Source organism: Streptomyces sp. NBC_00490 (genome assembly GCF_036013645.1).
GTDB lineage: Bacteria > Actinomycetota > Actinomycetes > Streptomycetales > Streptomycetaceae > Streptomyces > Streptomyces canus_F.
The window spans coordinates 197,360-220,647 of record NZ_CP107870.1 but is presented as its reverse complement, the minus strand read 5'-3'; the positions used below and the strand labels follow the sequence as shown (position 1 = coordinate 220,647).

21 protein-coding genes and 4 pseudogenes are annotated in these 23,288 nt (G+C 69.3%); 10 read left to right on the top strand and 15 right to left on the bottom strand.

What is annotated here, in order from left to right; all coding sequences use genetic code 11:
• Positions 1 to 165: 165 nt before the first annotated feature.
• A pseudogene (locus tag OG381_RS49365) lies at positions 166 to 405 on the bottom strand (Tn3 family transposase); the annotation flags it as partial.
• Here OG381_RS49365 and OG381_RS49360 point away from each other — a divergent pair.
• A pseudogene (locus tag OG381_RS49360) lies at positions 397 to 585 on the top strand (polysaccharide deacetylase family protein); the annotation flags it as partial. The pseudogenes OG381_RS49365 and OG381_RS49360 overlap by 9 nt on opposite strands.
• On the opposite strand, the gene OG381_RS49355 reads toward OG381_RS49360, so the two are convergent.
• Complete coding sequence (locus OG381_RS49355; RefSeq protein WP_327722976.1) at positions 558 to 785, bottom strand: hypothetical protein; 228 nt, start codon at positions 783 to 785, stop codon at positions 558 to 560. The pseudogene OG381_RS49360 and the gene OG381_RS49355 overlap by 28 nt on opposite strands.
• 19 nt (positions 786 to 804) lie before the next feature.
• Here OG381_RS49355 and OG381_RS49350 point away from each other — a divergent pair, with 19 nt between their 5' ends.
• Positions 805 to 3,465, top strand: a complete 2,661-nt coding sequence (locus OG381_RS49350) for an RICIN domain-containing protein (RefSeq protein ID WP_327722975.1) — start codon at positions 805 to 807, stop codon at positions 3,463 to 3,465.
• 264 nt (positions 3,466 to 3,729) lie between these two features.
• Here OG381_RS49350 and OG381_RS49345 read toward each other — a convergent pair whose 3' ends face one another.
• Positions 3,730 to 3,888 (bottom strand): hypothetical protein, encoded by a 159-nt coding sequence (locus OG381_RS49345; protein ID WP_327722974.1) that lies wholly within the window; start codon positions 3,886 to 3,888, stop codon positions 3,730 to 3,732.
• A gap of 16 nt (positions 3,889 to 3,904) precedes the next feature.
• Here OG381_RS49345 and OG381_RS49340 point away from each other — a divergent pair.
• Positions 3,905 to 3,999 (top strand): annotated as a pseudogene (locus OG381_RS49340) (tyrosine-type recombinase/integrase); the annotation flags it as partial.
• 212 nt (positions 4,000 to 4,211) lie between these two features.
• Here OG381_RS49340 and OG381_RS49335 read toward each other — a convergent pair.
• Together OG381_RS49335 and OG381_RS49330 are read right to left on the bottom strand one after the other, a co-directional pair.
• Positions 4,212 to 5,069: a pentapeptide repeat-containing protein gene (locus tag OG381_RS49335; protein ID WP_327722973.1), complete on the bottom strand. Its 858-nt coding sequence runs from the start codon at positions 5,067 to 5,069 to the stop codon at positions 4,212 to 4,214.
• Positions 5,070 to 5,157: 88 nt separating this feature from the next.
• Positions 5,158 to 6,156 (bottom strand): NADP-dependent oxidoreductase, encoded by a 999-nt coding sequence (locus tag OG381_RS49330; RefSeq protein ID WP_327722972.1) that lies wholly within the window; start codon positions 6,154 to 6,156, stop codon positions 5,158 to 5,160.
• 122 nt (positions 6,157 to 6,278) lie between these two features.
• Here OG381_RS49330 and OG381_RS49325 point away from each other — a divergent pair, with 122 nt between their 5' ends.
• On the top strand, positions 6,279 to 7,154 hold the full coding sequence (locus OG381_RS49325) for a LysR family transcriptional regulator (protein WP_327722971.1): 876 nt from the start codon (positions 6,279 to 6,281) through the stop codon (positions 7,152 to 7,154).
• 92 nt (positions 7,155 to 7,246) lie between these two features.
• Here the strand turns inward: OG381_RS49325 and OG381_RS49320 are convergent.
• A pseudogene (locus OG381_RS49320) lies at positions 7,247 to 7,423 on the bottom strand (DUF6009 family protein); the annotation flags it as partial.
• A gap of 611 nt (positions 7,424 to 8,034) precedes the next feature.
• Positions 8,035 to 8,967, bottom strand: a complete 933-nt coding sequence (locus tag OG381_RS49315) for an alpha/beta hydrolase family protein (protein WP_327722970.1) — start codon at positions 8,965 to 8,967, stop codon at positions 8,035 to 8,037.
• A 176-nt stretch (positions 8,968 to 9,143) separates the two neighbouring features.
• On the opposite strand from OG381_RS49315, the gene OG381_RS49310 reads away from it, so the two are divergent.
• Positions 9,144 to 9,743, top strand: coding sequence for a TetR/AcrR family transcriptional regulator (locus OG381_RS49310; protein ID WP_327722995.1), 600 nt, complete (start codon positions 9,144 to 9,146; stop codon positions 9,741 to 9,743).
• A gap of 35 nt (positions 9,744 to 9,778) precedes the next feature.
• Here OG381_RS49310 and OG381_RS49305 read toward each other — a convergent pair whose 3' ends face one another.
• From OG381_RS49305 to OG381_RS49270, 8 genes are all read right to left on the bottom strand, one after another.
• Positions 9,779 to 10,357 carry a TetR/AcrR family transcriptional regulator gene (locus OG381_RS49305; protein WP_327722969.1) on the bottom strand — a complete coding sequence of 193 codons (579 nt, stop codon included), beginning with the start codon at positions 10,355 to 10,357 and terminating at the stop codon, positions 9,779 to 9,781.
• Between the two features lie 94 nt (positions 10,358 to 10,451).
• On the bottom strand, positions 10,452 to 10,829 hold the full coding sequence (locus OG381_RS49300) for a fic family toxin-antitoxin system, toxin component (RefSeq protein ID WP_307038335.1): 378 nt from the start codon (positions 10,827 to 10,829) through the stop codon (positions 10,452 to 10,454).
• Positions 10,829 to 11,068 carry a hypothetical protein gene (locus tag OG381_RS49295; protein ID WP_327722968.1) on the bottom strand — a complete coding sequence of 80 codons (240 nt, stop codon included), beginning with the start codon at positions 11,066 to 11,068 and terminating at the stop codon, positions 10,829 to 10,831. Before OG381_RS49295 ends, OG381_RS49300 begins: the two co-directional genes overlap by 1 nt.
• Positions 11,069 to 11,157: 89 nt before the next feature.
• Positions 11,158 to 12,687: an FAD-binding oxidoreductase gene (locus OG381_RS49290; protein WP_327722967.1), complete on the bottom strand. Its 1,530-nt coding sequence runs from the start codon at positions 12,685 to 12,687 to the stop codon at positions 11,158 to 11,160.
• A 160-nt stretch (positions 12,688 to 12,847) separates the two neighbouring features.
• A complete protein-coding gene (locus tag OG381_RS49285; protein WP_327722966.1) occupies positions 12,848 to 13,543 on the bottom strand; it encodes a response regulator transcription factor in 696 nt (231 codons plus the stop codon).
• Positions 13,544 to 13,621: 78 nt separating this feature from the next.
• Positions 13,622 to 14,368, bottom strand: a complete 747-nt coding sequence (locus tag OG381_RS49280) for a succinate dehydrogenase/fumarate reductase iron-sulfur subunit (protein ID WP_327722964.1) — start codon at positions 14,366 to 14,368, stop codon at positions 13,622 to 13,624.
• Positions 14,365 to 16,314 carry a fumarate reductase/succinate dehydrogenase flavoprotein subunit gene (locus OG381_RS49275; RefSeq protein WP_327722963.1) on the bottom strand — a complete coding sequence of 650 codons (1,950 nt, stop codon included), beginning with the start codon at positions 16,312 to 16,314 and terminating at the stop codon, positions 14,365 to 14,367. Before OG381_RS49275 ends, OG381_RS49280 begins: the two co-directional genes overlap by 4 nt.
• A 2-nt stretch (positions 16,315 to 16,316) precedes the next feature.
• Positions 16,317 to 16,988, bottom strand: coding sequence for a succinate dehydrogenase (locus OG381_RS49270; protein WP_327722962.1), 672 nt, complete (start codon positions 16,986 to 16,988; stop codon positions 16,317 to 16,319).
• A gap of 806 nt (positions 16,989 to 17,794) precedes the next feature.
• On the opposite strand from OG381_RS49270, the gene OG381_RS49265 reads away from it, so the two are divergent.
• The 5 genes from OG381_RS49265 (at position 17,795) to OG381_RS49245 (ending at position 23,217) form a co-directional block, all read left to right on the top strand.
• The gene (locus OG381_RS49265; protein ID WP_327722961.1) at positions 17,795 to 18,841 is read left to right on the top strand and encodes a Gfo/Idh/MocA family oxidoreductase; all 1,047 of its coding nucleotides are present in this window, start codon (positions 17,795 to 17,797) and stop codon (positions 18,839 to 18,841) included.
• Positions 18,831 to 19,787, top strand: a complete 957-nt coding sequence (locus OG381_RS49260) for a sugar phosphate isomerase/epimerase family protein (RefSeq protein ID WP_327722960.1) — start codon at positions 18,831 to 18,833, stop codon at positions 19,785 to 19,787. The genes OG381_RS49265 and OG381_RS49260 overlap by 11 nt, the downstream gene beginning before the upstream one ends.
• Positions 19,768 to 21,084 (top strand): M20/M25/M40 family metallo-hydrolase, encoded by a 1,317-nt coding sequence (locus tag OG381_RS49255; protein WP_327722959.1) that lies wholly within the window; start codon positions 19,768 to 19,770, stop codon positions 21,082 to 21,084. The genes OG381_RS49260 and OG381_RS49255 overlap by 20 nt, the downstream gene beginning before the upstream one ends.
• Positions 21,085 to 21,172: 88 nt before the next feature.
• A complete protein-coding gene (locus tag OG381_RS49250) occupies positions 21,173 to 22,282 on the top strand; it encodes an Ldh family oxidoreductase (RefSeq protein WP_327722958.1) in 1,110 nt (369 codons plus the stop codon).
• Positions 22,279 to 23,217, top strand: a complete 939-nt coding sequence (locus OG381_RS49245) for a Gfo/Idh/MocA family protein (RefSeq protein ID WP_327722957.1) — start codon at positions 22,279 to 22,281, stop codon at positions 23,215 to 23,217. Before OG381_RS49250 ends, OG381_RS49245 begins: the two co-directional genes overlap by 4 nt.
• Positions 23,218 to 23,288 lie beyond the last annotated feature (71 nt).

Genomic DNA, 23,288 nt, shown 5'->3' with positions numbered 1-23,288 from the left:
GCCGGATGTGAGGCAGCTGCCCGAGGCCGGACCACGCCGCACCGCCCCCGCCTGCGCCTGCCGGAGGGCGCGGTGAGAAGTAGCTGGTCACCGCCAGGGTCGGGTTTTCGCATGTTGGCTGTGCGCTGCGGTTTCCCCGTCCTCGACCAGGGTGCTCTTGGCATAGCCAGCCCCGATCACGGAGTTGGCGCCGTTGGAGGACTCCATGACGTTCAGGCCCTCCTCGATCTCCCGCTGGAGATCCCGAAGCCGCAGGTAGCGGGCCACGAAGATGGTCTTCTGTGCGCGGCCGACCTCCAGCATCGCCGCGTAGGTGGGGTGGGAGGCGTTGCGGGTGAAGCGGCGCAGGATCGCCTCGGTGGAGGCAGTACGGGTACGGATCGCGGTGGCGTACTTGATCATCTGGACTTCGAGCAGCCGGGCGCGGACGCCATCGTCGCCACCGCCGAGCGGGAGCTGCCCAACGGGCCGACGCTCCTCTTCCACGACGCGGGCGGCGACCGCTCCCAGACCGTCGAGGCTCTGCGCCGGATCCTTCCCGAACTCAGGCAGCAGGGTTACTCGTTCGGCTTCCCGGTGCGTTGAGCGTCGTCGGCGCCGGCCGAGCCCAGCGGCCGAGCATCGCCGCGCGTCAGCGACCACTGCGCCTGCGCCTGCGCCTGCGCCTGCGACGAGTTGATCTGAAAAATGATCTCGGCTTCGGCAACCCTTTGCACAGTCTGTGACGACAAGGAGTCGGATCCGGCCTTCGGGACCTGGATCCGCCTTTGTCTGGTGAACGGCATGCAAGGAGAGCACCTCCCCATGAAGAACCCCACGACCGGCGGGCGCCGCGGGCGTCACCGTCGGCGCTGGACCGCGACCGGCCTGCTGCTCGGCGCACCCGCCCTCGTCGTGCCGTATCTCCTGTTCACCCAGGAGGACTCGCAGGCCGCGACGGTCGACGGCGATGCCTACTACCGGCTGGTTTCGGTGCGCAGCGGCAAGGTGCTGGACGTCGACGGCTTCTCCACCGCCGACGGCACCCGCATCCAGCAGTGGACCGACCAGAACACCGCCAACCAGCAGTGGAAGCTGAAGCCCACCGGGGACGGCTACTACGAGCTGATGAACCGCAACAGCGGCAAAGTGCTGGGGATAGCGGGCAATTCGACCGCCGAGCGGGCCGCCGCCGAGCAGCAGACCGACAGCTCCGCCGCCTCCCAGGAGTGGCGGATCGACGATGTGAGCGGTTCCGACGCCGTCACCTTCACCTCCCGCAGGAGCGGCCTGGTCCTGGACGTCTCCGGAGGCTCCACCGCCCAGGGTGCGACGGTCATGCAGTATCCCGACAGGCACAGCACCAACCAGCAGTGGAAGCTGGTGAAGACGGCCGAGACCCCGTCGACCGGGACCGGTGGGGCGCAGACCACGGCCGCGGCCGGACCGTATGCGTGGAAGAACGCCCAGGTGGTGGGTGGCGGTTACGTCACCGGGCTGGTGTTCAACCCGAGCGAGAAGGGGCTGTTGTACGCGCGCACCGACATGGGTGGCGCCTACCGCTGGGACACCGGGGCCGAGCAGTGGATCCCGCTGACCGACCGGTTCGGCGAGAAGGACTGGAACCTGCTGGGCATCGACTCGCTGGCCACCAACCCCGTCGACCCCAACCGGCTCTACATCGGGGCGGGCACCTACACCAACGGCTGGGCGGGCAACGGTGCGCTGTTGCGCTCCACCGACCAGGGCCGCACCTTCCAGCGCACCGAGCTGCCCTTCAAGCTGGGCAGCAACGAGGACGGCCGCGGGGCGGGCGAACGGCTCGCGATCGACCCCGGCGACCACACCACCCTGCTGCTGGGCACGCGCAAGAACGGCCTGTGGCGCAGCACCGACAGTGGCGTGACCTGGGGGCAGGTCTCCTCGTTCCCCGTCAAGGACGGCGCCGGCAGCGGCGCGGGAATCTCCTTCGTGACGTACGGCCCGGCCGGCAGCAAGGACGTCTACGTCGGCGTCGCCGACAAGTCCCGCTCCCTCTACCGCTCCACCGACGGCGGCAGCACCTGGCAGGCCGTCTCCGGGCAGCCCACCGGCCAGATGCCGCAGCACGGCGTGCTCTCCGGTGACGGCTCGCTGTACCTGTCGTACACCGATGTCGTCGGACCCAACGGCGTCACCGCGGGCTCGGTGTGGAAGTACACGCCGGCGGGTGGGGCGTGGAAGAACATCTCGCCGTCCCAGGGCGGTTACGGGTTCTCCGGTCTGGCCGTCGACCCGCAGAAGCCGTCCACGGTGATGGTCACCACCCTCGACCGCTGGTGGCCCGATGACGAGATCTACCGGAGCACCGACGGCGGCGCGAACTGGAAGGCACTGTCCGACAAGTCGGAGCGGGACGCCTCCGGCGCTCCTTACGTCGGTACCGACGTCGGGCACTGGATGACCGCCCTGGCCATCGACCCCTTCGCCTCCGGGCACGTGCTGTACGGCACCGGCAGCGGCATCTGGCGCAGCAAGGACGCCAATGCCTCGGACAGCGGTGGCACCAGCCACTGGATCGTCGGGGCCCAAGGGCTGGAGGAGACCGCCGTGCTGGACGCGGTCGCCCCGCCCGGCGGTGCCACCGTCATCTCCTCCATGGGTGACCTGGGCGGTTTCCACTACGGCTCCTCCAGTGCCCTGACCAAGGTGCCCGCCGGGCGGCTGAAGAACCCGATGATGGTCACCAGCACGAACATCGACTTCGCCCAGTCCAACCCCTCGATGATGGTCCGCGTCGGCCGTGGCGGCGATCAGGACGGCGCCTACTCCACCGACGGCGGCAGCACCTGGACCGGCTTCACCTCGGAGCCGGTGGGCAGCGCCGACAGCGGCGATGTCGCGCTCTCGGCCGACGGCTCCGCCATCGTCTGGACCGAGGACGGGCAGGCCCCGTACCGCTCGACCGACAAGGGGGCAAGCTGGTCGAAGGTCGGCGGCCTGGGCACCGGCGCCGTGGTCGTCGCCGACCGCTCCTCGGCCCAGACCTTCTACTCGCTGGCCGACGGCAGCCTCTACGCCAGCACCGACGGCGGCGCGACCTTCAGCGCTCGCGCCACCGGCCTGTCCGCCGGCAAGCTCACGGCCGTTCCCGGCATCGCCGGGGACCTGTGGATCGCCGACGGCGGCAAGGGGCTGCTGCACTCCACCGACGGCGGCCGGACGTTCACCACGCTCACCACGGTGAAGTCCGCCTCCGCCCTCGGCTTCGGCAAGGCGGCGCCCGGCGCCTCCTACCAGGCCCTGTACCTGATCGGCACCGTCAAGGACGTCACCGGCGTCTTCCGCTCCACCGACATGGGCGCCACCTGGCTCCGCGTCAACGACGACGCCCACCAGTGGGGCAACATCGGCGGCACCGCCGTCGTCACCGGCGACCCCGACACCTTCGGGCGCGTCTACGTCGGCACCAACGGACGCGGTCTCCAGTACGGCGACCCGTCCTGACCCCGAGCCGTTGAAACCCTGCACTCCCTGCACGCGACTGTTCTTGAGTTAGCTCGGGAGTAGTTGACGAGATCTCGTCCGATCGGAAGATCGGGCGGGATCTTCGTCGTTTCCGGGTGGTGTTCGATGCGGTGTCCGAATGTGCGGGACGGCACGGGTGGCTGCTGGTGGGGATTCCGCCGGGGGATCGGTGGTGATTCGGTGCGGGAGACGGGGCGAGGCCGTCGCCGGGCAGGCCAGAGCCCGGGGTGTGGTGCGGTGGTGTCAGGTCGCCTGGATGGTGTGTGTGCTGGCGGGCGGTGGTATCCCGGAGGCCGACGAGACGGGCGGCCGTTGTCCGTCGCTCCCGCTGTTCTCCTCGGTGAACTCGTTGTCGGGGACGGGTGCGCTGGTCTGCGTCCAGCTGTGCAGGGCGTCTAGCATCCGATCCTGCTAAGTCGCCCTCGCCGAGTACCTCGGACACTCCGATCCGGCCTAACGCTGAAGATGTACGCGCACCTCATGCCGAGCAGTCGCGACCGGACGCGGACCTGATTGACGTCGTTGGTGTGCTCGCGCAGCTGCGGGCCGGCGCTCGAGCCGTTCGTGCCCGCGGGGCGGCGCAGCACCGCCCGAACACAACCCGCCACCGCCGCCGTACGCCTTTTACCGGAACCCGAGTACGGCCCGTCCGTGCGGGAGCACCAGTTCGCAAACAGGCACCCCTTGCGGGCGCCGCCCTGCGTTCACACGCAACTCGGTAGAGATCAACTGACGGGTACGGGTGGTACTTCCACCTCGGCTCCGTTGGAACCAGAGCCTTGTACCTGCCACTGGCCGTTGCCGATGGGCACGGAGCGCTCCCGCATCTGCCGGGCAACACCAACAGGCCAGACCGTCCGCACAGACCAAACCGTATGTACGAAGAACGAGTTGGTCAGGTCCGCGCCACTCAGGTCCGCGCCACTCAGGCTCACGTCGGTCAGGATCGCGCCGACCAGGTTCGCGCCAGTCAGGCTCACGTCGGTCAGGATCGCGCCGGTCAGACGCGCACCGTCCAGATATGCGCTGCTCAGGACCGCGCCGTTCAGATATGCGCCGATCAGGTTCGCGCCCTTCAGCCTTGCGCCAACCAGGACCGCATGGCGCAGGTCCGCGTTGGTCAGGACTGCGCCGCTCAGATTCACTTCGGTCAGGTCCGCGCCACCCAGGTTCGCTTCGGCCAGGTCCGCGCCAGCCAGACGCGCTTGGGTCAGGACCGCGCCCATCAGGTTCGAGCCGATCAGGCGCGCATCGGTCAGACACGCGCTGGTCAGGTTCGCGTTGGATAGGTCCGCTCGGCTCAAGTCCGCACGGCTCAGGCCCACACGGTGCAGGTACGCGTGACCCAGGTCCGCGCCAGCCAGATCCGCGTCGTCCAGGTTCAGTCGTTGCCGAGGGATCTGCCCCTCAGCATTCGCGGCGAGCCGTGCGGCTTGTGGCACTGCTGCGTGAGGGAAGTCGTCTGGGGATATGGCGATAGCCCTCGCTGTGTCCTCGATCCCTTGAGCTGTGGCGTCGGGACAGGCGAGGTAGAGCAGTCCGCGTAGACGGGCTGCGTGTGCGTCGCGTTCGGCGTCCGTCACCACGCCTCCAGGACCGCTTCCAGCTCGGCCACATTCAGCTCGTCCAGGGCGTGGGAGTAGCGCGCCACCGCCTGCTGGAGTTCGGCGATCACGAGACCACCGTCAGCACGATCTTGCCTTGGATGTGGCCCTGCGCGGCCCGCGTGTGTGCGTGGCCCGCCTCGGACAGCGGGTAGGTGCTGTCCACCCCGACCTGGAGCTTGCCCTCGTCGAACAGGCGCCCGATCCCAGCGAGCTGGGGGCCGTTGGAACGCACCTGAATGTTCGAGACGGTGATGCCCAGACGCGCCGTCTCTTCCGGGTCGTACTCGGCGAAGAACACCGGAAGCATGGTGCCGCCGCGCTTGAGCACGCTCAGGAAGCGTGAGCTGTCCGGGCCACCGACGGTGTCGATCACCAGGTCGACGCCGCTGACCACGTCCGCGGCCCGCGTCGTGGTGTAGTCGATGAACTCATCGGCGCCGAGCTTGCGCAGGAACTGCTCGTGCCGGCTTGAGGCCACCGCGATGACGTGTGCCCCCTTCCACTTCGCCAGCTGCACCGCGAAGTGGCCCACTCCACCGGCCGCCCCGTTGACCAGCACGGTCATCCCCGGCGTGATCGGCACCGGCCGGTGCACCTGGCCGGTGAAGGGAGACGGCACGTCGTGGCCGAGTTCAACCAGGTACTGCCAGGCCGTCAGCACGGCCATCGGTGCCCCGGCCGCCTGCACGTGGTCGATACCGGCCGGCTTGTGAGCCAGGTCCGAAGCCGGTGCGGCCACGTACTCGGCGTACGTCCGGCCGTCGAATCCGGGGAACCGCAGCATGCCGAAGACCTCGTCACCGGCGGCGAACCCCCGTACGTCCGGAGCGACCGCCTGGACCACGCCCGACATGTCCGTTCCGGGGATCAGAGGGAACTCCAGCACCGGCCTCATCTCGGCCGGCATGACCTTCATCCCCTCACGCAGGTACCAGTCCGGCGGGTTGATGCCCGCCGCGTGCACGCGGACGAGCACCTCGCCCGGGCCGATCTCGGGAACCGGCACCTCGTCGTACCGCAGAACTTCCGGCCCGCCTGCTTCGTGGAACTGGATCGCCTTCATCGCGCCTGTCGCTTTCTCGGGGAGACGTTGCTCCTTCAGTCAAGATCCAGGACGGCATGGCCGTCCAAGACCGGTTCGGCAACCTCGTCATTCCGAAACGGCATGACACGTACGCTGCAAGGGTGAACGATCTCGGACAGGACCTGGAACTGCGGCTGGTGCGCTACTTCACCGTGGTGGCGGCGCACCAGCACTTCGGCCGGGCCGCCGCCGACCTGCACGTGGCCCAGCCGGCGCTGAGCCGCCAGATCCAACGGCTCGAGAAGTATCTCGGCACACGACTGCTGGACCGCACCCCCCAGGGCACCCGGCTCACTCCGGCCGGCCAGACATTCCTCCCCCAGGCCCAAGCCCTGCTGCAGGCCGCCCGCCAGGCCGAGACGGTTGTGCGCGAACAAACCCAGACCGAACGCATCGCCATCGGCTACCTCGAAGACCTCGTGATCACGGCCGCCGTACGGGAACTGCGCCGCCGTCACCCTGACGCGGAGATCAGCACCCGGCATCTGAGCTGCCGCGACGTCGGGGCACTGTCCGACAAGCGCGTCGACGCCCTGATCGCGCGGGCCCCGCTGCCGCTCGCCGCCGACGACGTGTTTACCACCCCGCTGTACGAGGAGCCCCGGATGCTTGTGGTCCCGCGCGGTCATCCCTTGGCCGACCGCGCGTCGGTGACCGCGGAAGAGCTGGCCGGCGAAGCGGCAGCGCCGTGCGCGTTCGAGACCGCGGACTGGACTTCGTACCGCATCCTCGGGGCCGACGTGCCGCCGGTCGAGAGCTACGAGGACAAGCTCGAACTCGTCGCGAGTGGCAGGGCGATTGCCGTCCTACCGGTCGGAGATCGGCGCAGCTCGCTACGTCCCGACCTCGTCACCGTCCCGATCGAGGGCGCACCCCCCAGCAGGGTCGTCCTGGTCAGCCGCAAGGGCGACCCGAATCCGATGATCAGGAACCTCCGGCTGACGGCCAAGGCCGTCCTGACCGCCCCGCCATCCTGAACCGGGACCAGGCCGGGCGATGACCATAGCCGGCAGGCATCGTCCAGCCTGAGGGGTACAACCCAAAGCGCGGCGCGACGCGTGCGGCCTTTTTGTGAGCGAGGCGTCTTCGCGCCGACCTGGTAGTCGCCGGTGGGGTCGCTGTCGCGGTCGTGCGGCAGGAGGAAGAAGGTCCTGCGGGCGAACAGGCCGCTGTCGGGGTCCCGTTCGGCGACCGCGGCAAGGGTGGTGTAGCCGACGAGGCGGCCTTCACGGGAGTAGCGGGATTTGCGGACTCGCGGGGCTCAATGCCGCAGCAGTCCTCCAGTCCCGCATTGAGTCCCGCGACAAAACACCAGGTCAAGACTTTGCCAGGTAGAAGTACGGGGAAGGCTAGTCTGACCTGCACTTTTCCAGACGGGACTCAAACGGGACCGAGCCCCGCGGGACTGTAGCGTCCTCTCGCCGTTTGTCCGGGAACCGGAAAGCAGAGTCCCGTCAGTCCCGTTGGTCCTCCTGGCAGGAACCAGGACTGTGAGCGCGGAGCGTTGGAAGTTCCCCCGCCAGTGGCCCTGGAAAAAAGAACCCAAGGGACGCGTCTTCGCAGAGCGGCCGGCCAGGGACGTGATGGCTTCGTTTTCGCCGCCGCAGCTTCTACGCTGCGGCGACTCCGCTTCCGGGCCGTGCCTTGGCCCGAATGGCCTCGACGTCGAAGCGAGGACTTCCTGGAAACCTTGCCAGCCAGCTCCTACCAGGTCTGCCAGGCTGCGTCGCAGGTCTCGGTCTGATCGATGGTTTGGGTGGGACGGCCGTAGGCATGCCACAGTGCCCGGACTGACTGGGCCCCTCGGCGGCCGCCATCCGCATCCACCACTTCGTCGAAGGTGTGTGCCCCTTCGACCTACTTGGATTCGGCTTGTCCTACCGGGTCGGGGCCGGCCAACAGTGCCTCGCATGCCGTTTGCCAGGTGGGGGCGCCGGGGTGGAGCTGGGTGTGGAGGTAGGACGCGGTGAGGTGGGCGAGGGCGGTGACTCGTTCGGGGTTCTCGTCGGTGGTTTCGGCGGCGTCGTATCCGGCGATTCCGCCGAGGCCGTGTTCCGCGTCGAAGAGGGTGAGCAGGGTTTTGGGGGCGGGGGCGAGTGTGTAGGGGTCGGTGTGCCAGTCCGGTCCCATGTCTGTGAAGTGGTGGGGGTCGTCCTTGTCGCCGGCGACGATCAGCGCGGGGGTGGTCATGGTGGAGAAGTCGACGGCACCGATGATCGGCCACTGTTGGGCCATGGGGCCGTTGAAGGCTTCGCCGCCCCTGCCGGGCGCGGCGAGCAGTACGCCCGCCTTGATCCGGGGTTCGGCGAGGTGCACCAGTTTTCCGGTGTCGGGGTCGGTGAGTCCGGCGCCGAGTAGGAGGGCGGCGGTGAAGCCTCCGAACGAGTGTCCTGCGAGGGCGATCTTGGTGGGGTCGATCCGTCCGGCGAGCTGCGGCACGGTGCGTTCGATCACGTCGAGCCGGTCGAGGATGTGGGTCATGTCCTCGGCGCGGGAGCGCCAGAAGTCGGGTGCGCCGGGTGCGTCGGCGACGAGGTGGGTCAGTGTCCTGGAGGTGAGGTGGGTGGGCTGGATGACGATGAATCCGTGTGCTGCCCAGAGGTTGGCCAGCGGTGCGTAGCCGTTGAGTGAGGAGAGGTTGTTGGAGGGGCCGTGGCCGTGGGAAAGGAGGATGACGGGGAGGTTGGTTCCTGTTGCGGGCGCGGTGACGCGAACCTGGAGGTCTACGGGGCGTCCGGGTACGGAGAGGACTACGGGGCTGAAGGACAGAACCGGGGTGGGTGTGCTCACGGTGAGGTTCCTTTGGTGGTGGCTGCCGGGTGGCTGGGGCTCTGAAGAGTTAGTGGCAAGAGGGCAGGGGGCAGGAGCGAGCCGTTTCGGTTAGGATGAATCGGAGCGCTGCTCCACTTAGTATTCGGAGCGCTGCTCCGTTTTGTCAATCGGTGTGGGAGGACGAGGACTTCGTGGTGGCCAACGGGAGCCCTGCAGGGGAGTCGCCGTCCCGAGGTAAGCGGGCTGACGCTCAGCGCAATCGGGAGACGGTGCTCGCTGCCGCCGCAGCGGTGTTCGTCAGCTCTGGTGTCGATGCGCCGATCCGGCAGATCGCGGCCCAGGCGGGGGTCGGGATGGCCACGATCTATCGCCATTTCCCGACTCGGGCGGATCTCGTCACCGCCGTCTACCGTCATCAGATCGAGGCGTGCGCCGAGGCCGGGCCGACCCTGTTGGGCAGTGCCGGTTCACCGATCGATGCGCTGCGTCAGTGGATCGACCTCTTTGTTGACTTCCTGGTCACCAAGCACGGGCTCGCCGATGCGCTGCAGTCCGACAGCGACCGCTTCGCCGCGTTGCACTCCTACTTCCTGGATCGGCTGCTGCCCGTCTGTGCTGAGCTGCTCGACGCCGCGGTGGAGGCTGGGGACATCAGGGCCGGCACGCAGCCCTACGAGCTCATGCGCGGCATCGGCAACCTCTGCATCGGGCACGACAACGACCCCCGCTACGACCCCCGACGCCTCATCGACCTCCTCCTCCAAGGGCTCCAGCAGCAACCCCGCACGTCCTGACGTGCGAGGGAGGGGAATGGCCCAGTGGTGAGTGGTCAGGGGGCGGGGGTGGTTGGCCAGTTGCGCAGGAGGGTGTCCAGGGCTTCCAGGATGCGGGTCCAGGTTTCCTGGGTGTCGGGGGCGCTGTGGCTGAAGCTGCCGCCCATTTCCAGGCTGATGTAGCCGTGGAAGGTGCTGCCCAGGAGGCGGACGGCGTGGGTCTGGTCGGGTTCTGTCAGGTCGTAGCCGCGCAGGATCGCCCGGGTCATCTGGGAGTGTCTGGCACCGGCGCTGGCTGCGGCTGCTTCTGGGGTGAGGCGTAGTTGGGCTGCGGCGTAGCGGCCGGGGTGTTCGTGGGCGTAGTCGCGGTAGACGTCGGCCAGGGCGGTGAGGGCGTCTTTTCCGGCTCGGCCGGCGAGGGCGGTGGTGCCTCGGTCGGCGAGTTCCTCCAGGGCGAGGAGGGCGATCCTCGTTTTGAGGTCGTGGGAGTTCTTCACGTGCGAGTACAGGCTCGCGACCTTTACGCCGAAGTGTCTGGCGAGCGCGGAGACGGTGACCTCGTCGAAGCCGACCTCGTCGGCGAGGTCGGCGCCGGCCTGTGTGAGGCGTTGTGCGGTCAGTCCTGCGCGCGCCATGGTTCTTGACCTCTCGGAGCCGGTGCGGGGTGGTTCGGCTGAGGTCATCTTGTGTTTGCCTAATAGGTTTAGGCAAACAGTGGGGTGGGTGTCCTCAGGTGGCTGTCGGCCAGGTGCGCAGCAGGGTCGCGATGCGAGGTGTGGTGCAGGTGGGGTCGCGGAGGAGGTCGCGTAGGGCGATCGCGTCGTTGCGGGTGGGCTTGAGGGGGATGCCCGAGGCTTCGAGGTACATGACGCCGGTCGCGGCGGCTACAGCCATGTTGGAGCGCTCCAGCCAGCGGCAGCGGCCGAGGATGTGGACCAGGGCGGCCGCGCGGGCGTAGGGGCCGTCGTAGACCGGCTGGTCCAGGAGCTCGGCCTTGTGGGCTGCTACCGCGGCGACCGGGATGCCGTAGTCGTCGGGGGCGGGGTCGCGGGCGCCTGCGATCTCGGCGACCTGCAGGATCCAAGGGACGTCGATGTGCAGGTCCATTACGCGGCGTGGGCTCCCGGAGCGGTGCGGTCGGCGTCCTCGGCCTCGTCGAAGATCGCCTGGTGTTCGTCGAGGAAGCGGCGGGCGGCGTCCAGGCCGCGGGCGCGCAGGCCGTCGGTGTCCTCGCGGACGAGTTCGGCAATGTAGTCGCCGATGCTCAGGCCGCGGTCCTTGGCTCGGGCCTTGGCGAGTTCGGCGACCTCGTCGTCTACGCGGGCGCCCAGTTGTGTCTTTGCCATAGAGGCATGGTAACAGGTGTTACCAGACTTTGTTGGGGGGCGGCGGTCCGCTCCTACCAGGGGTGGGCGGACCGCCGAGAGGGGGAGGGTCAGGCGATGGCCTGGGCGAAGTTGAAGTAGCGGTGGGGGTCGTAGTTGGCCTTGACTGCCTGGAGGACGGGGTAGTTGCGGCCGTAGTAGGCCTGCTGCCAGTTGGGCAGGGCCGGGTCCATGAAGTTCTGGTAGGACTCGTGGTTGCCGGCCGTCTCGACCGTGGTGAAGGTGGTGTTGAGCCAGGCATCTCCTGCGGCCCGGTCTTCCTGGGTCGGGGCCGCTGTGGTGTGGGCGAGCTGGATGCCTACCTCGAACTCGGTGGTGCGGTGGGAGTAGGCGGTGGCGCCGACGCCGTAGTCGTTGACGCGGCCGCCGTAGGAGAGCAGGGCCAGGACGCGGAACTGGCCGGGGCGCAGGGAGGCTTCCATTCGGGCCAGGGTGTCCTGGATGGAGGTGCGGGTCTGGGCCTTGCTGAAGAGTGTGTTGCGGTAGGTGGCGTTGTACTCGCGGGGCAGGACGGCCTCGGGCGAGTAGCCGACGCGGTGGCATTCGCTGACGGTCTGCGTGCCGCATCCGAAGATGGTCATCATGGCCTGCTGGTAGGGCAGTTCGACGACCTGCCGGGTCACGCTGGCCTTGCCGTGGGACGTCATGAAGGTGTTGAGGGCGGTCTCGGCGGCGGCCTGCGCGCCCGCGTAGGTGCCGGTGAGGATGACGTGCGGCTCGCCGCCCTGGTCGGTCGCCAGGGTGAACAGCAGCTGCGTGTTCAGCTCCCGCGGACCGCTGATGATCCACTGCTGCCAGGCCTGGACGATGTCGGCGGCGTCGGACCAGGCGAAGGTCAGGTTGAACAGCGTGAGGGACGGGATCGAGACCGGGCGTACCTCGTACTCCGTGACAACGCCGAAGTTGCCGCCGCCCCCGCCGCGCAGGGCCCAGAACAGGTCCGGGTTGTCGTTGGCCGAGGCCGTGACCGACTTGCCGTCGGCCAGGACCACCCTCGCCGAGACCAGGCGGTCGGCGGCCGTGCCGTACTTGCGGGATGCCGGGCCGAGGCCGCCGCCCTGGAGGAAGCCGCCCATCGCGACCGTGGGGCAGGTGCCGGAGACGACCTGGAGGCCCAGCGCGGAGAGGGTGTTGGTGATATCGACGCCCTGGGCGCCGGGGCCGAGGCGGACCGTGGATCCCGTGGTGCGCACGGAGTTGAGGCGGGAGACATCGACGACCAGGCCGGGCGAGGTGGAGTAGCCGGCGTTGCTGTGGCCACCGCTGCGGACCGAGAAGGCGAGGCTGTTGTTCTGGGCGAAGCGGATACAGGTGGCGACGTCGGACGCGGTCTTGCAGTACGCGACCGCCTGGGGGTGGATCGCGTCCCACTTGGCCTGGTGGAGCTGGATCGCCTGACCGTAGGTGGACTCGCCGGGCAGCACGAGGGTGCCGTTGAGTGCGGCTCGCAGGCTGTCCCAGGAAGGCGCGGCTGACGCGGAGCCGGCTCCGGCCAGCAGCATCCCGCCGGTCGAGACGGTCAGCGCGGCGGCCGCGCCAACGCCTGCACCGGTGCGTATGAGCGAGCGTCTGCTGATCACAGGATCCCCTTTGTGGTCGCGTTCCTGGCCACGGCGTAGCGAGCTGCCGTACGCGTGGGTCGTACGGGGCGAGCCTTTCGGGTGTCCCTTGCACACGGCTAAATCTGCCGATAGTCGGATGTGGAGGGCGGGGTTGGGGATGGTGGGTGGGGTCGGAGGGTCAGGGGGCGGGCTGGCGTGTGCGGGGGTGGACCACGCCGGCTCCGTAGGCGATGGCGACCAGGCCGGCCCGGCGGCGGGCGCCGAGTTTGACCATGGTGCGTCTGACGTGGGTGCGGGCGGTGAAGTGGGAGATGACCAGGCGGTCGGCGATCTCCCGGATGGACAGGCCCGCGCCGGTCAGTGCCAGGACCTCACGTTCGCGTGGGGTGAGGCGGTCCAGGGCGGGGAGCGGAGAGCGCTGTACGCAGGCGTCGATCAGGGGCCAGGTGATCCGGGATGACAGCACCGCCTCGCCGCCGGCGACCAGGCGTACCGCACGGGGTAGCCGGTCGTCGTCGGTGTCCTTGAACAGCAGGCCGTGGGCGCCCGCTTGGAGCGTCTCGAGGGCCGCGTGCAGTGGCTCGGGGTCGGCGAGCACCAGTACCGGGATGCGGTGCGGGCCCTGGGTGAGGCGTCGGATCAGTCCGGTGCCGTGGGGGCCCGTTCCGGGTAGCCGCGGGTCGGTCAGGACCACGTCGGGGATACGGCGCTCGAGCTGGGTGTGGACCTCCGCTTCGTCCGAGCAGGTGGCCATGACCTCCAAGTCGGGCTCGGCGGCCAGGAGCGCGGCGCGGCGGGCCCGCCGGCCTGTGTGGGGTTCGGCCAGGAGAAGGGTGGTGGTGCTCTTCGGGAGGGTTGCCGAAGGATGGGTCATGACGCAGTGTGCGCATGTGGTGGCAGAGGATCGCTAAAGGCCGGATCCGGGTGTAGTGGGGAGGGGGTGGGGGGTGGGTCAACGGGGCGCCTTGCGGGTGGCTCGTAGCCATTCCTTGTTCATGGCGGTGATGGAGACCAGCGGGATGCCCTTGGGGCAGGCGGTCGCGCATTCGCCGGCCAGCGTGCAGCCCCCGAAGCCCTCTTCGTCCATCTGCGCCACCATGTCCAGCACCCGGGTCTCCCGCTCGGGCCCGCCCTGTGGCAGCACGTTGAGGTGGTTGACCTTGGCCGAGGTGAACAGCATCGCCGCCCCGTTGGGACACGCGGCGACGCAGGCCCCGCAGCCGATGCACTCCGCGTGCTCGAACGCGACGTCCGCGTCCGGCTTGGGCACCGGCGTGGCGTGGGCCTCCGGTGCGGCGCCGGTGGGTGCGGTGATGTAGCCGCCGGCTTGGATGATCCGGTCGAACGCGGTCCGGTCGACCACCAGATCCTTGATCACCGGGAAGGCCGAGGCCCGCCACGGCTCGATGTCGATCGTGTCGCCGTCCTGGAAGGACCGCATGTGCAGCTGACAGGTGGTCGTCCGCTCGGGCCCGTGTGCGTCCCCGTTGATGACTAGCGAGCAGGCGCCGCAGATGCCTTCACGGCAGTCGTGGTCGAAGGCGACCGGGTCCTCGCCGCGCAGGATGAGTTCCTCGTTGAGGGTGTCGAGCATCTCCAGGAACGACATGTCCGAGGAGATCCCGTCCACCTGATAGGTGGACATGGCGCCTTCGGCGTGGGCGTTCTTCTGGCGCCAGACGCGCAGGGTGAGCTTCATGCGTAGCTCCGCTGGGTGGGGTGAACGTACTCGAAGACCAGGTCTTCCTTGTGCAGACTCGGAGCCTCGCCGGTGCCGGTGAACTCCCAGGCCGCCGCGTACGCGAACTCCTCGTCCTTGCGCGCCGCCTCCCCCTCGGGGGTCTGGGACTCCTCGCGGAAGTGGCCGCCGCAGGACTCGGCGCGGTGCAGTGCGTCCAGGCACATCAGCTCGGCCAGCTCCAGGTAGTCGACGATGCGATTCGCCTTCTCCAGGGACTGGTTGAACTCCTCGCCGGTGCCGGGGACCTTGATGCGGCGCCAGAACTCCTCGCGGATCTGCGGGATCCGCTCCAACGCCTTGCGCAGACCGGCATCGGTGCGCGCCATGCCGCAGAACTCCCACATCAACTCGCCGACCTCGCGGTGGAAGGAGTCCGGGGTGCGGTCACCGTCCACGGACAGCAGCAGATGCAGCCGGTCTTCCGTCTCCGCCAGCACCTCCTGCACCACGGGGTGTTCGTCGGTGACAGGCTCGTGGTGCGGGTTGCGGGCCAGGTAGTCGTTGATGGTCGCCGGCAGCACGAAGTAGCCGTCCGCGAGGCCCTGCATCAGCGCGGAGGCGCCGAGGCGGTTCGCGCCGTGGTCGGAGAAGTTGGCCTCGCCGACCGCGAACAGGCCCGGAATGGTGGTCTGGAGGTCGTAGTCGACCCACAAACCGCCCATCGTGTAATGCACGGCGGGATAGATCCGCATCGGCACCGCATACGGATCCTCGTCGGTGATCCGCTGGTACATGTCGAAGAGGTTGCCGTACTTGGCCTCGACGGCTTTACGGCCCATGCGCGCGATGGCATCCGCGAAGTCAAGGTAGACGCCCTGGCCGCCGGGGCCCACTCCCCTGCCCTCGTCACAGACGTTCTTCGCGGCCCGGGAGGCGATGTCGCGAGGGACCAGGTTGCCGAAGGACGGGTAGATGCGCTCCAGGTAGTAGTCCCGCTCGTCCTCGGGGATCTGATGCGCGGGACGGGTGTCGCCCTTGGCCTTCGGCACCCAGATCCGGCCGTCATTACGCAGCGACTCACTCATCAGCGTCAGCTTCGACTGGTGATCGCCGGTGCGCGGAATGCACGTCGGGTGGATCTGCGTGAAACACGGGTTGGCGAAGTAGGCACCGCGGCGATGGGCCCGCCAGACGGCCGTCGCGTTGGAGTTCATGGCGTTCGTCGACAGGTAGAAGACATTGCCGTAACCACCCGAAGCCAGCACGACGGCATCAGCGAAGTAGGTGTCGATCTTCCCGGTGACGAGATCCCTGGCGACAATCCCGCGCGCCTTCCCGTCCACGACGATCAGATCCAGCATCTCGGTACGCGCGTGCATCTCGATGTTCCCGGCCGCGATCTGCCGGCTCAGCGCCTGATACGCACCCAGCAGCAACTGCTGACCCGTCTGACCCCGCGCATAGAACGTCCGCGACACCTGCACCCCACCGAACGAGCGCGTGTCCAGCAGACCGCCGTACTCCCGCGCGAACGGCACCCCCTGCGCCACACACTGATCGATGATCTCGACCGAGATCTGCGCCAGCCGGTGCACATTCGACTCCCGCGCCCGGAAGTCCCCGCCCTTGACGGTGTCGTAGAAGAGCCGGTGGATGGAGTCGCCGTCATTGCGGTAGTTCTTCGCCGCGTTGATACCGCCCTGCGCGGCAATCGAGTGGGCGCGGCGCGGGGAGTCCTGATAGCAGAACTGCACGACGTGATAGCCCTGTTCGGCGAGCGTGGCCCCCGCGGAACCACCCGCCAGACCGGTCCCGACGACGATCACCGTGTGCTTGCGGCGGTTGGCGGGGTTGACCAGCTTGGCCTCGAAGCGGCGCCTGTCCCAGCGCTCGTTGACCGGGCCGGAGGGCGCCTTACCGTCGGTGAGCGGCTCACCGGTCTCGTAATCCATGTAGGAAGTCATCTTCAGCTCACCACTCCGGTCATCACGCTCACGGGCACGACGAGGAAGCCGACCGTGAGCAGCAGTGCGAGAACATTGGCTGTGGCCTTCAGGGCGCGGTCGCGGGTGCGGTTGCCGGCGCCCAGGGTCTGGGCGGCACTCCAGAAGCCGTGCCGGATGTGCAGGCCCAGGGCCGAGACCGCCAGGATGTAGATGACGTTGCCGTACCAGGTGGAGAAGGTGTCCACGACGTTCTGGTACGGCCGCCCCTCCTGGAAACCGCCCGAGTGGACCGTGCCGGTCGTCAGGTCCAGCAGGTGCCAGACGATGAACAGGCCGAGGATGATGCCGCCCCAGCGCAGGGTTCTCGTCGCGTAGGTGGCTCTCTGCTTCTTGTGGACGTACTGGGTGGGGCGTGCCCTGATGTCGCGGCGGCTGAGTTGGTAGGCCGAGATTCCGTGGGCGACGACCGCGATCACCAGTACCACGCGTAGGCCCCACAGCACCCATTCGTAGTGCAGGGCCGGCTCTCCCAGTGTGCGGAGCCAGTGGGCGTATCCGTTGAAGTCGTCGGTGCCGAAGAAGATCTTCAGGTTCCCCAGCATGTGCAGGACCAGGTACAGCAGCATGATCAGACCGCTGACGGCCATGACGGTCTTCTTGCCGATGGAGCTGTCCCACAGGGTGCGTGCCATGGACGGTCGTCGGTCTGTCCGTGTTGCCAAAGCCATGTCATAAGACGGTAGGGCGGGCCGGGTCGAGAGATCCAAGACGGACGCTGGAGCGGGGCTCGGCGGCCGTGGTGTGCGGGGGTGTGGTCCGTGGATGGCAAGCGCATGGCAAGGGCCGTGTGGGGGCGTGTAGGGCGTATGGCAGGACGGGCCGGGTCGGGGGCGGGCGTGGCAGCGGGCAGGGGGGCAGAGGCGGTTCTGCGTGCGAGTGCGGGCCTCGAAGGGCGGTTTCGTTGACGGGTGTTGACGTCTGTCGGCACGCTCGCTGCATCCCGATCCGCCGAAACGGGAGACACGAGATGACAGAGCCGACGCACTCGCCGACGTATCCGCTGACACACCTTTGGAGCCGTGTATGTGGCAGCGCTTCACCGCCCTGGTCGGGACCACCGGGCGCGGTGGCCTTTGCTTGAGGGTGCGACCTGAGGGTGGGCTTCGCCCGCTTCTCCTCGACGCCGTCCGGCTGACCCGCCGCTGCTTCTGACGCGCTGGTTCGGCTCTTCCTCTCCCCCGTTGTCGCGGCCCGGACCGCCGCACCACGTCGCTCACCCGGGCCCGTGTCCGTTGCTGCCCTTCGACTGCCCGAAAAGTTAAGAAAAGGACGTTATGAACCTCGCCATCGCGCATCCCCTCGTACCGGCCCGGTCTGGCGGCCGTGTGCGAGGGATACGGGCCGGCGGCCGGGGTGCGGGCGAGCGTCGAGCGCCTCATCGCCGCCCAGGCGGCCCACCGCTACCACCGACCGAGCCTGCCCGAGGAGTGAACCCACCATGCTGAGGACGCTGATCGTCGGTTTCGGCCGCTCCGGCCACGGACTGCACTGGAGTGTGCTGCGCCGTCTGCGCCGTATGGAGCGCTATGCCGGACTCTTCTCCGACGAGCCACCCGTCGTCTATGACGCCGACCCTCGCACGCCGCAGCTGTCGGACTCCGATGTGATCGCCGTGGACAGTCTGACCCGGGCGCGGGAGCTGCTGGACCCCGAGAACACCATCGTTCATCTGTGCACCCCGCCCACGCACCGCCTGGCCCCGCTGACCGAGCTCGCCGATCTCGGTTTCCGCAAGATCCTTGTGGAGAAGCCCCTGGTGGCCACTGTTGCCGAGCTGCCCGAAATCGATGACCTGCGGCGCGAGCGCAAGCTGGAGCTCATGGTGGTCGCGCACTGGCTCCAGAGCGCGCTGACCCTGCGGCTGCACGATCTGGTGCAGGGCGGTGAACTGGGCGAGCTGGAGACGGTGTTCATCGCCCAGCGCAAGCCCCGGATCACCCGCACGCTGGCCACCGAGGGGCATCCGACCGCCTTCGACGTGGAGCTTCCGCACTCGGTGGGGGTGGTGCTGTCGCTGGCCGGCGAGGCGAAGACCGTGGGCGCCGAACTGCGCGATCTGCGGGTGAAGAACGTCGTGGTGCCCGAGATGGGGGCCGCGCGGCTCTTCCTGGACCACACGGCGGGCTGCCAGACGGAGATCTTCTCCGACCTCGCCTCGCCGCTGCGGGAGCGGGTCATCCGGCTCGGCTTCAGCCGGGGCTGGGCGGTGGGCCACTACCCGATCAGCGAGAGCGACGACCACGCGCACCTGACCACCTCGATCGAGGGTCTGGTTCCGCAGCCGGTGTTCCGGGACGACTCGCTCGCCCGGTTCCTGGTGCACGCCTACGAGCAGTTCGCCTACGGCGCCGACCTGGAGCCCGACTTCCAGCTCAACGCCGGTGTGACCACACTGCTCGCCGAGGCGAAGGAGCACGCGCGGCTGTCCCGTCTGGGGGCCGAGGTCTCGGCCTTCCAGCCGGAGGTCGTGCCTCATGCTTCCTGACCGCACCGTGGCCGTCGGCCCGCTTCCGCGGGGGGAGGCGGTGCCCGGGATCCTCTACGCCGGCATCGGCGACGAGGCCGGACGCAGCCTCGACCACCAGATCGCGGCGGTCACGAGCCTGGGCTGGCAGCTGATCGAGCTGCGCAGCATCGGCGGGGTCGCCCTCGCCGACCTGGACGGCGAGGCCTTCGACACCTGCGTGCGCACGGTGCGTGCGGCGGGTCTCGGCATCGCCTGCGTGGACTCGCGGATCGCCGACTGGTCACGGCCGATCAGCCAGGGCATCGACGCCGATCTGTGGGAGCTGGAGCGGCTCGGCCCCCGCTGCGCGGCGCTCGGCACCCGTTACGTGAGAGTCATGTCGTATCCCAACGACGGTCTCGACGACGCCGACTGGGGCGCCGAGGTGATCCGCCGGATGCGGGTGTTGACCGCGCGGGCCGCCGAGTACGGGCTGGTGCTCCTGCACGAGAACTGTGCCGGCTGGGCGGGGCGCAGCGCGGAGCGGATGTGGCGGCTGCTGACCGAGGTCGACAGTCCCGCGCTGCGGCTGCTGTTCGACACCGGCAACGGTGCCGCCTACCACTACCGGGCGTACGACGAACTGGTGCGGCTGCTGGAGCTCTGTCCGGAGGCGGTGGCCCACGTCCACGTCAAGGACGCCGTGGGCAGTGGAGCCGGCGCCGCCTACACCCTGCCGGGCGAGGGCGAGAGCCGGGTGGCGGACTGTCTGCGGCTGTTGCTGGAGGCCGGTTACGCGGGCGTCTGGTCGATCGAACCGCATCTGGCCCTGCGGCCCCACGAGAGCCGTACCGAGCTGGGCGATGACGGGCCCGTCCTGTTCGCCGAGTACGGCCGCCATCTCGAGCAGCTCGTCGCCACCGAAGTCCTTGATCCCCGCCGTACCGTTCGAGAGGAGTCCAGTCGTGTCCGCTCCGACCGCTGAGGGAACGCGCCACGCGCCGCTGACCCGAGACGACGACCAGCTGCTGCTGCATCTGCTGTCGCTGACCACGGCCGGCCCGCTGGAGGGCACGCCGAACGGTGAGGTCCGGCTGTGGGAGGCCCAGCGCGCCTACGCGGAGGCGGCCCGCGCTTTCGGGTTCACCGTCGAGTGGCACGGCGTGTGCGCGGCGGAGGAGCTCACCGACGAGCAGGTGCCGGCCGCGGTGCGTGCCGCGATCGCCCGCGATCCCGAGTTCCTGCGGGTGCAGCCCAGTCTGGTGCTGCGGTTGGGGCCGGAGCTGCCCCGCCAGTCGACGGTGATGTTCAACGTGCACATGGACACCGTCGCCGGGCGGCAGCCGGTGAAGCTGGACGGTGACACGTTCTTCGGGCGTGGTGCCATCGACGCGAAGGGGCCCGCGGTGGCGCTGCTGGCCGGCATCCGCGCGGCGGCGGCCGAGGATCCGCGGATCGGCACCGAGATCGGTGTGCTGATCCAGGTGGTGTCCGGCGAAGAGGGCGGCGCCATGGGGGTGTTCGGCACCCGGCCGCTGGTCGAACAGGGTTACACGGGCCGGCTGAACATCTTCTGCGAGCCCACGCGCGGGCGGCTGCTGACCCGTTCCACGGCCGCGATGACCGCCCGCGTGCAGGTCGACGGGGACGACGCGATCGACGACGCCCCGGCCGCCGGGCACAACGCGAGTGTGCTGCTGGGCCATCTGGCCGGGCATCTGGCGCTGACGCTGCCCACCCAGGCCGGCAGCGGGCAGGTGTGTGTGGCGGGCCTGCAGACGGGGCCGCTGCACAACAAGGTGTACGGCAGTGGGCAGTTACTGCTGAACCTGTCGTACGGGTCCGCCGCCGAGGGCGCCGCTCTGGAGAAGGCGCTGCACGACGAGGTGCGGGCGGGGCTCACCGGGTTCCGTGCCCTGTTCGCCGACAGCACGCTGCTGGCGAAGACCGCGGCGGACGGTGCGCTGATCACCCGGGTGGACTGGCTCAAACGACGGCTTCCCACGCTGGACGCCCACGACGGCTGGGCCGAGGAGCTGCTGACCGGGCGGGTGGGTCTGCCCCGCTGGCCCGCCGACCTGCCGGCCTTCACCTGCGACGCGATCTGGACGGGCGGCCTGCCGGGGGTGTTCACCGCGGTGCTCGGGCCGGGTGACCTGGAGGCCAACCACGCGCACGCCGACAGCGAGTTCGCCGAGCGGGCCGAACTGGAGGCGTTCGCGGGGGACGTGGCCGGGCTGCTGACCGCGTTCGCCGCGACCGCGCACACCGAACTGCTCTGAGGGCGGGCCGGACCTCACGACCCGGCGGCCGCTCATGGCCCCTGTCGATCCGTCACGGCCCCCGTGAATTTCTGTGAATGAGGAGAAGATGACCACCACTGCGACCGTCGACCGCACCGCCGTTCGCCTGGACTACGACGAGCTGGCCGCATTCACCGCCGAGGTGTTCACCCGGCGCGGTCTGGCCCCCGACCGGGCCGAGATAGCCGCCCGTGCCCTGGTCCACGGCGACCTGACCGGTGTCACCTCGCACGGCCTTGCCAACCTGACCCGTCTCTATCTGCCGTTGTTCGACGACAAGCGCGCCGATCCCGCCGCCGACCTGGAGATCGTCGCCGACCGGGGCGCGGCCCTGCTCGTCGACGCGCACGACGCGCTGGGCCTGTGGTCGGCGCGGGCCGCGATGGATCTGGCCCTGGAACGCGCCGGAACCCACGGCGTCGGCATGGTGTCGCTGTTCAACGGCACCCACTTCGGATGCGCCGGCCACTTCACCGCGCACGCGGCCGAGCAGGGCGCCCTCGGGTTCCTGGCCGGCAACTGCGGCGGCCAGCGGATCATCCGGCCGCCGGGTGCCGCGGAGGCGCTGCTGGGCACCAACCCGTTCTCGATCGCCGCACCGGCCGGACCGTACCCGCCGTATGTGCTGGACATGTCGACCACGGTGGTGCCGACCGGCCGGGTGCGGGCCGCGGCCCGTGCGGGACGGTCGGTCCCGGAGGGCTGGCTGGTCGACGACGCGGGCCGGCCGGTCACCGACCCCACGGCGTTCGACCGTGGCGAGGCCCATCTGCAGTGGCTGGGCGGCCGGCCGGAGACCGGCTCGTACAAGGGCTATGCGCTGAGCCTGATGGTGGAGGCGCTGGCGGCGCTGCTGCCGGGCGCCGAGATGGGCCCGACGTCCACCAAGGGCCGTGACGACAACATCGGCTTCTTCGTCCTGGCCATCGCGCCGGGCAGGCTGCGCGACCAGGGCACGTTCCTCAAGCAGTCGGAGGAATTGTTCGGCGCCCTGCTCGACGCCCCCGCCCTGGACCCCGACTCCCCGGTGCGCTACCCGGGCTGGCCCGAGGCGCAGCACGCCCGCAGCGCCCGTGAGCACGGCGTTCCGCTGGCCGCCTCGCTCTTCGCCGAGCTGGAGGCGGTCGCCGCCCAGCACTCCCTGACCGTTCCGACCCCCCTTGGAGGGACCCGATGACCACTCAGCCCCGTATCCGTATCGGCATCATCGGCCTGGGCGTCATCTCCCGCTTCTACGTCGACGCGCTGGCCGGCGAGGTCCAGGACATCGAGCTGGCCGCGGTGTGCGACCTGAACGAGGCCACCCTGGAACCGCACCGGGGCACGATCCCGGTCTTCACCGACCACCGGGAGCTGCTGGCCTCGACCGAGCTGGACGCGGTCGTCGTCAACGTCCCCAACGACGTGCACTTCGAGGTCTGCCGGGACGCCCTGGCCGCGGGTGTGGCGGTGTGTGTGGAGAAGCCGCTCGGCATCACCGTGCAGGAGGGGCGCACGCTGCGTGACCTGGCCGAGGAGAAGGGGGTGGCGCTGTTCACGGCCTACCACCGCCGCTACAACACCAACGTCCTGGACCTGCTGAAGTCGCTGCCGGCGGACGTGCCGGTGGAGCGGCTCACCGTGCGCTACTGGGAGAAGATCGAGGAGCACGTCGGCAAGGACCGCTGGTATCTCGACCCGGCGCGCTGCGGTGGCGGCTGCGTGGCGGACAACGGGCCCAACGCCTTCGACGTGGTGCACCTGTTCCTCGGTGACGACGTGGCCTTCAAGGAGGCCAGCGTGGGCCGTGACCCGGCGGGCATCGACCGCCTCGCGGTGATCACCCTTCAGGACAGCGAGGGTGTCACCGCCGTGGTGGACCTGGACTGGGCATACGAGCACGGGGAGCGCAAGGACGTCGAGGTCCTCCTCGCCGACGGCCGCCTGCTGACGACCGACATGCTGGCCGGCTATCCGGACTTCAAGAGCTCGCTGGCCCACGAGTACGTCGGCGTGCTGCGGGAGTTCGGGGAAGTACTGCGCGGCGAGCGCAAGACCTGGCCCAACGGTCTGGCCACGCTCGAGCTCGTCGGTCAGGTCTACGCCGCCGAACCCCCTGCCGGCCGGGGCTGAACCGGCGTGGTCCCGCCCCGCCGCCGTCCCCCCGCCTCACCTCCCGCCACGTACCGCCAAGGAGCCGAACG

What these genes read in the sequence shown, in the direction of transcription:
- OG381_RS49285 (WP_327722966.1), bottom strand. Translation starts at nt 13,543, where the DNA reads ATGACCCATCCTTCGGCAACCCTCCCGAAGAGCACCACCACCCTTCTC.
- OG381_RS49250 (WP_327722958.1), top strand. Translation starts at nt 21,173, where the DNA reads ATGACCACCACTGCGACCGTCGACCGCACCGCCGTTCGCCTGGACTAC.
- OG381_RS49280 (WP_327722964.1), bottom strand. Translation starts at nt 14,368, where the DNA reads ATGAAGCTCACCCTGCGCGTCTGGCGCCAGAAGAACGCCCACGCCGAA.
- OG381_RS49305 (WP_327722969.1), bottom strand. Translation starts at nt 10,357, where the DNA reads ATGGCGCGCGCAGGACTGACCGCACAACGCCTCACACAGGCCGGCGCC.
- OG381_RS49345 (WP_327722974.1), bottom strand. Translation starts at nt 3,888, where the DNA reads ATGCTAGACGCCCTGCACAGCTGGACGCAGACCAGCGCACCCGTCCCC.
- OG381_RS49330 (WP_327722972.1), bottom strand. Translation starts at nt 6,156, where the DNA reads ATGAAGGCGATCCAGTTCCACGAAGCAGGCGGGCCGGAAGTTCTGCGG.
- OG381_RS49355 (WP_327722976.1), bottom strand. Translation starts at nt 785, where the DNA reads ATGCCGTTCACCAGACAAAGGCGGATCCAGGTCCCGAAGGCCGGATCC.
- OG381_RS49260 (WP_327722960.1), top strand. Translation starts at nt 18,831, where the DNA reads ATGCTTCCTGACCGCACCGTGGCCGTCGGCCCGCTTCCGCGGGGGGAG.
- OG381_RS49270 (WP_327722962.1), bottom strand. Translation starts at nt 16,988, where the DNA reads ATGGCACGCACCCTGTGGGACAGCTCCATCGGCAAGAAGACCGTCATG.
- OG381_RS49295 (WP_327722968.1), bottom strand. Translation starts at nt 11,068, where the DNA reads ATGGCAAAGACACAACTGGGCGCCCGCGTAGACGACGAGGTCGCCGAA.
- OG381_RS49245 (WP_327722957.1), top strand. Translation starts at nt 22,279, where the DNA reads ATGACCACTCAGCCCCGTATCCGTATCGGCATCATCGGCCTGGGCGTC.
- OG381_RS49350 (WP_327722975.1), top strand. Translation starts at nt 805, where the DNA reads ATGAAGAACCCCACGACCGGCGGGCGCCGCGGGCGTCACCGTCGGCGC.
- OG381_RS49265 (WP_327722961.1), top strand. Translation starts at nt 17,795, where the DNA reads ATGCTGAGGACGCTGATCGTCGGTTTCGGCCGCTCCGGCCACGGACTG.
- OG381_RS49275 (WP_327722963.1), bottom strand. Translation starts at nt 16,314, where the DNA reads ATGACTTCCTACATGGATTACGAGACCGGTGAGCCGCTCACCGACGGT.
- OG381_RS49300 (WP_307038335.1), bottom strand. Translation starts at nt 10,829, where the DNA reads ATGGACCTGCACATCGACGTCCCTTGGATCCTGCAGGTCGCCGAGATC.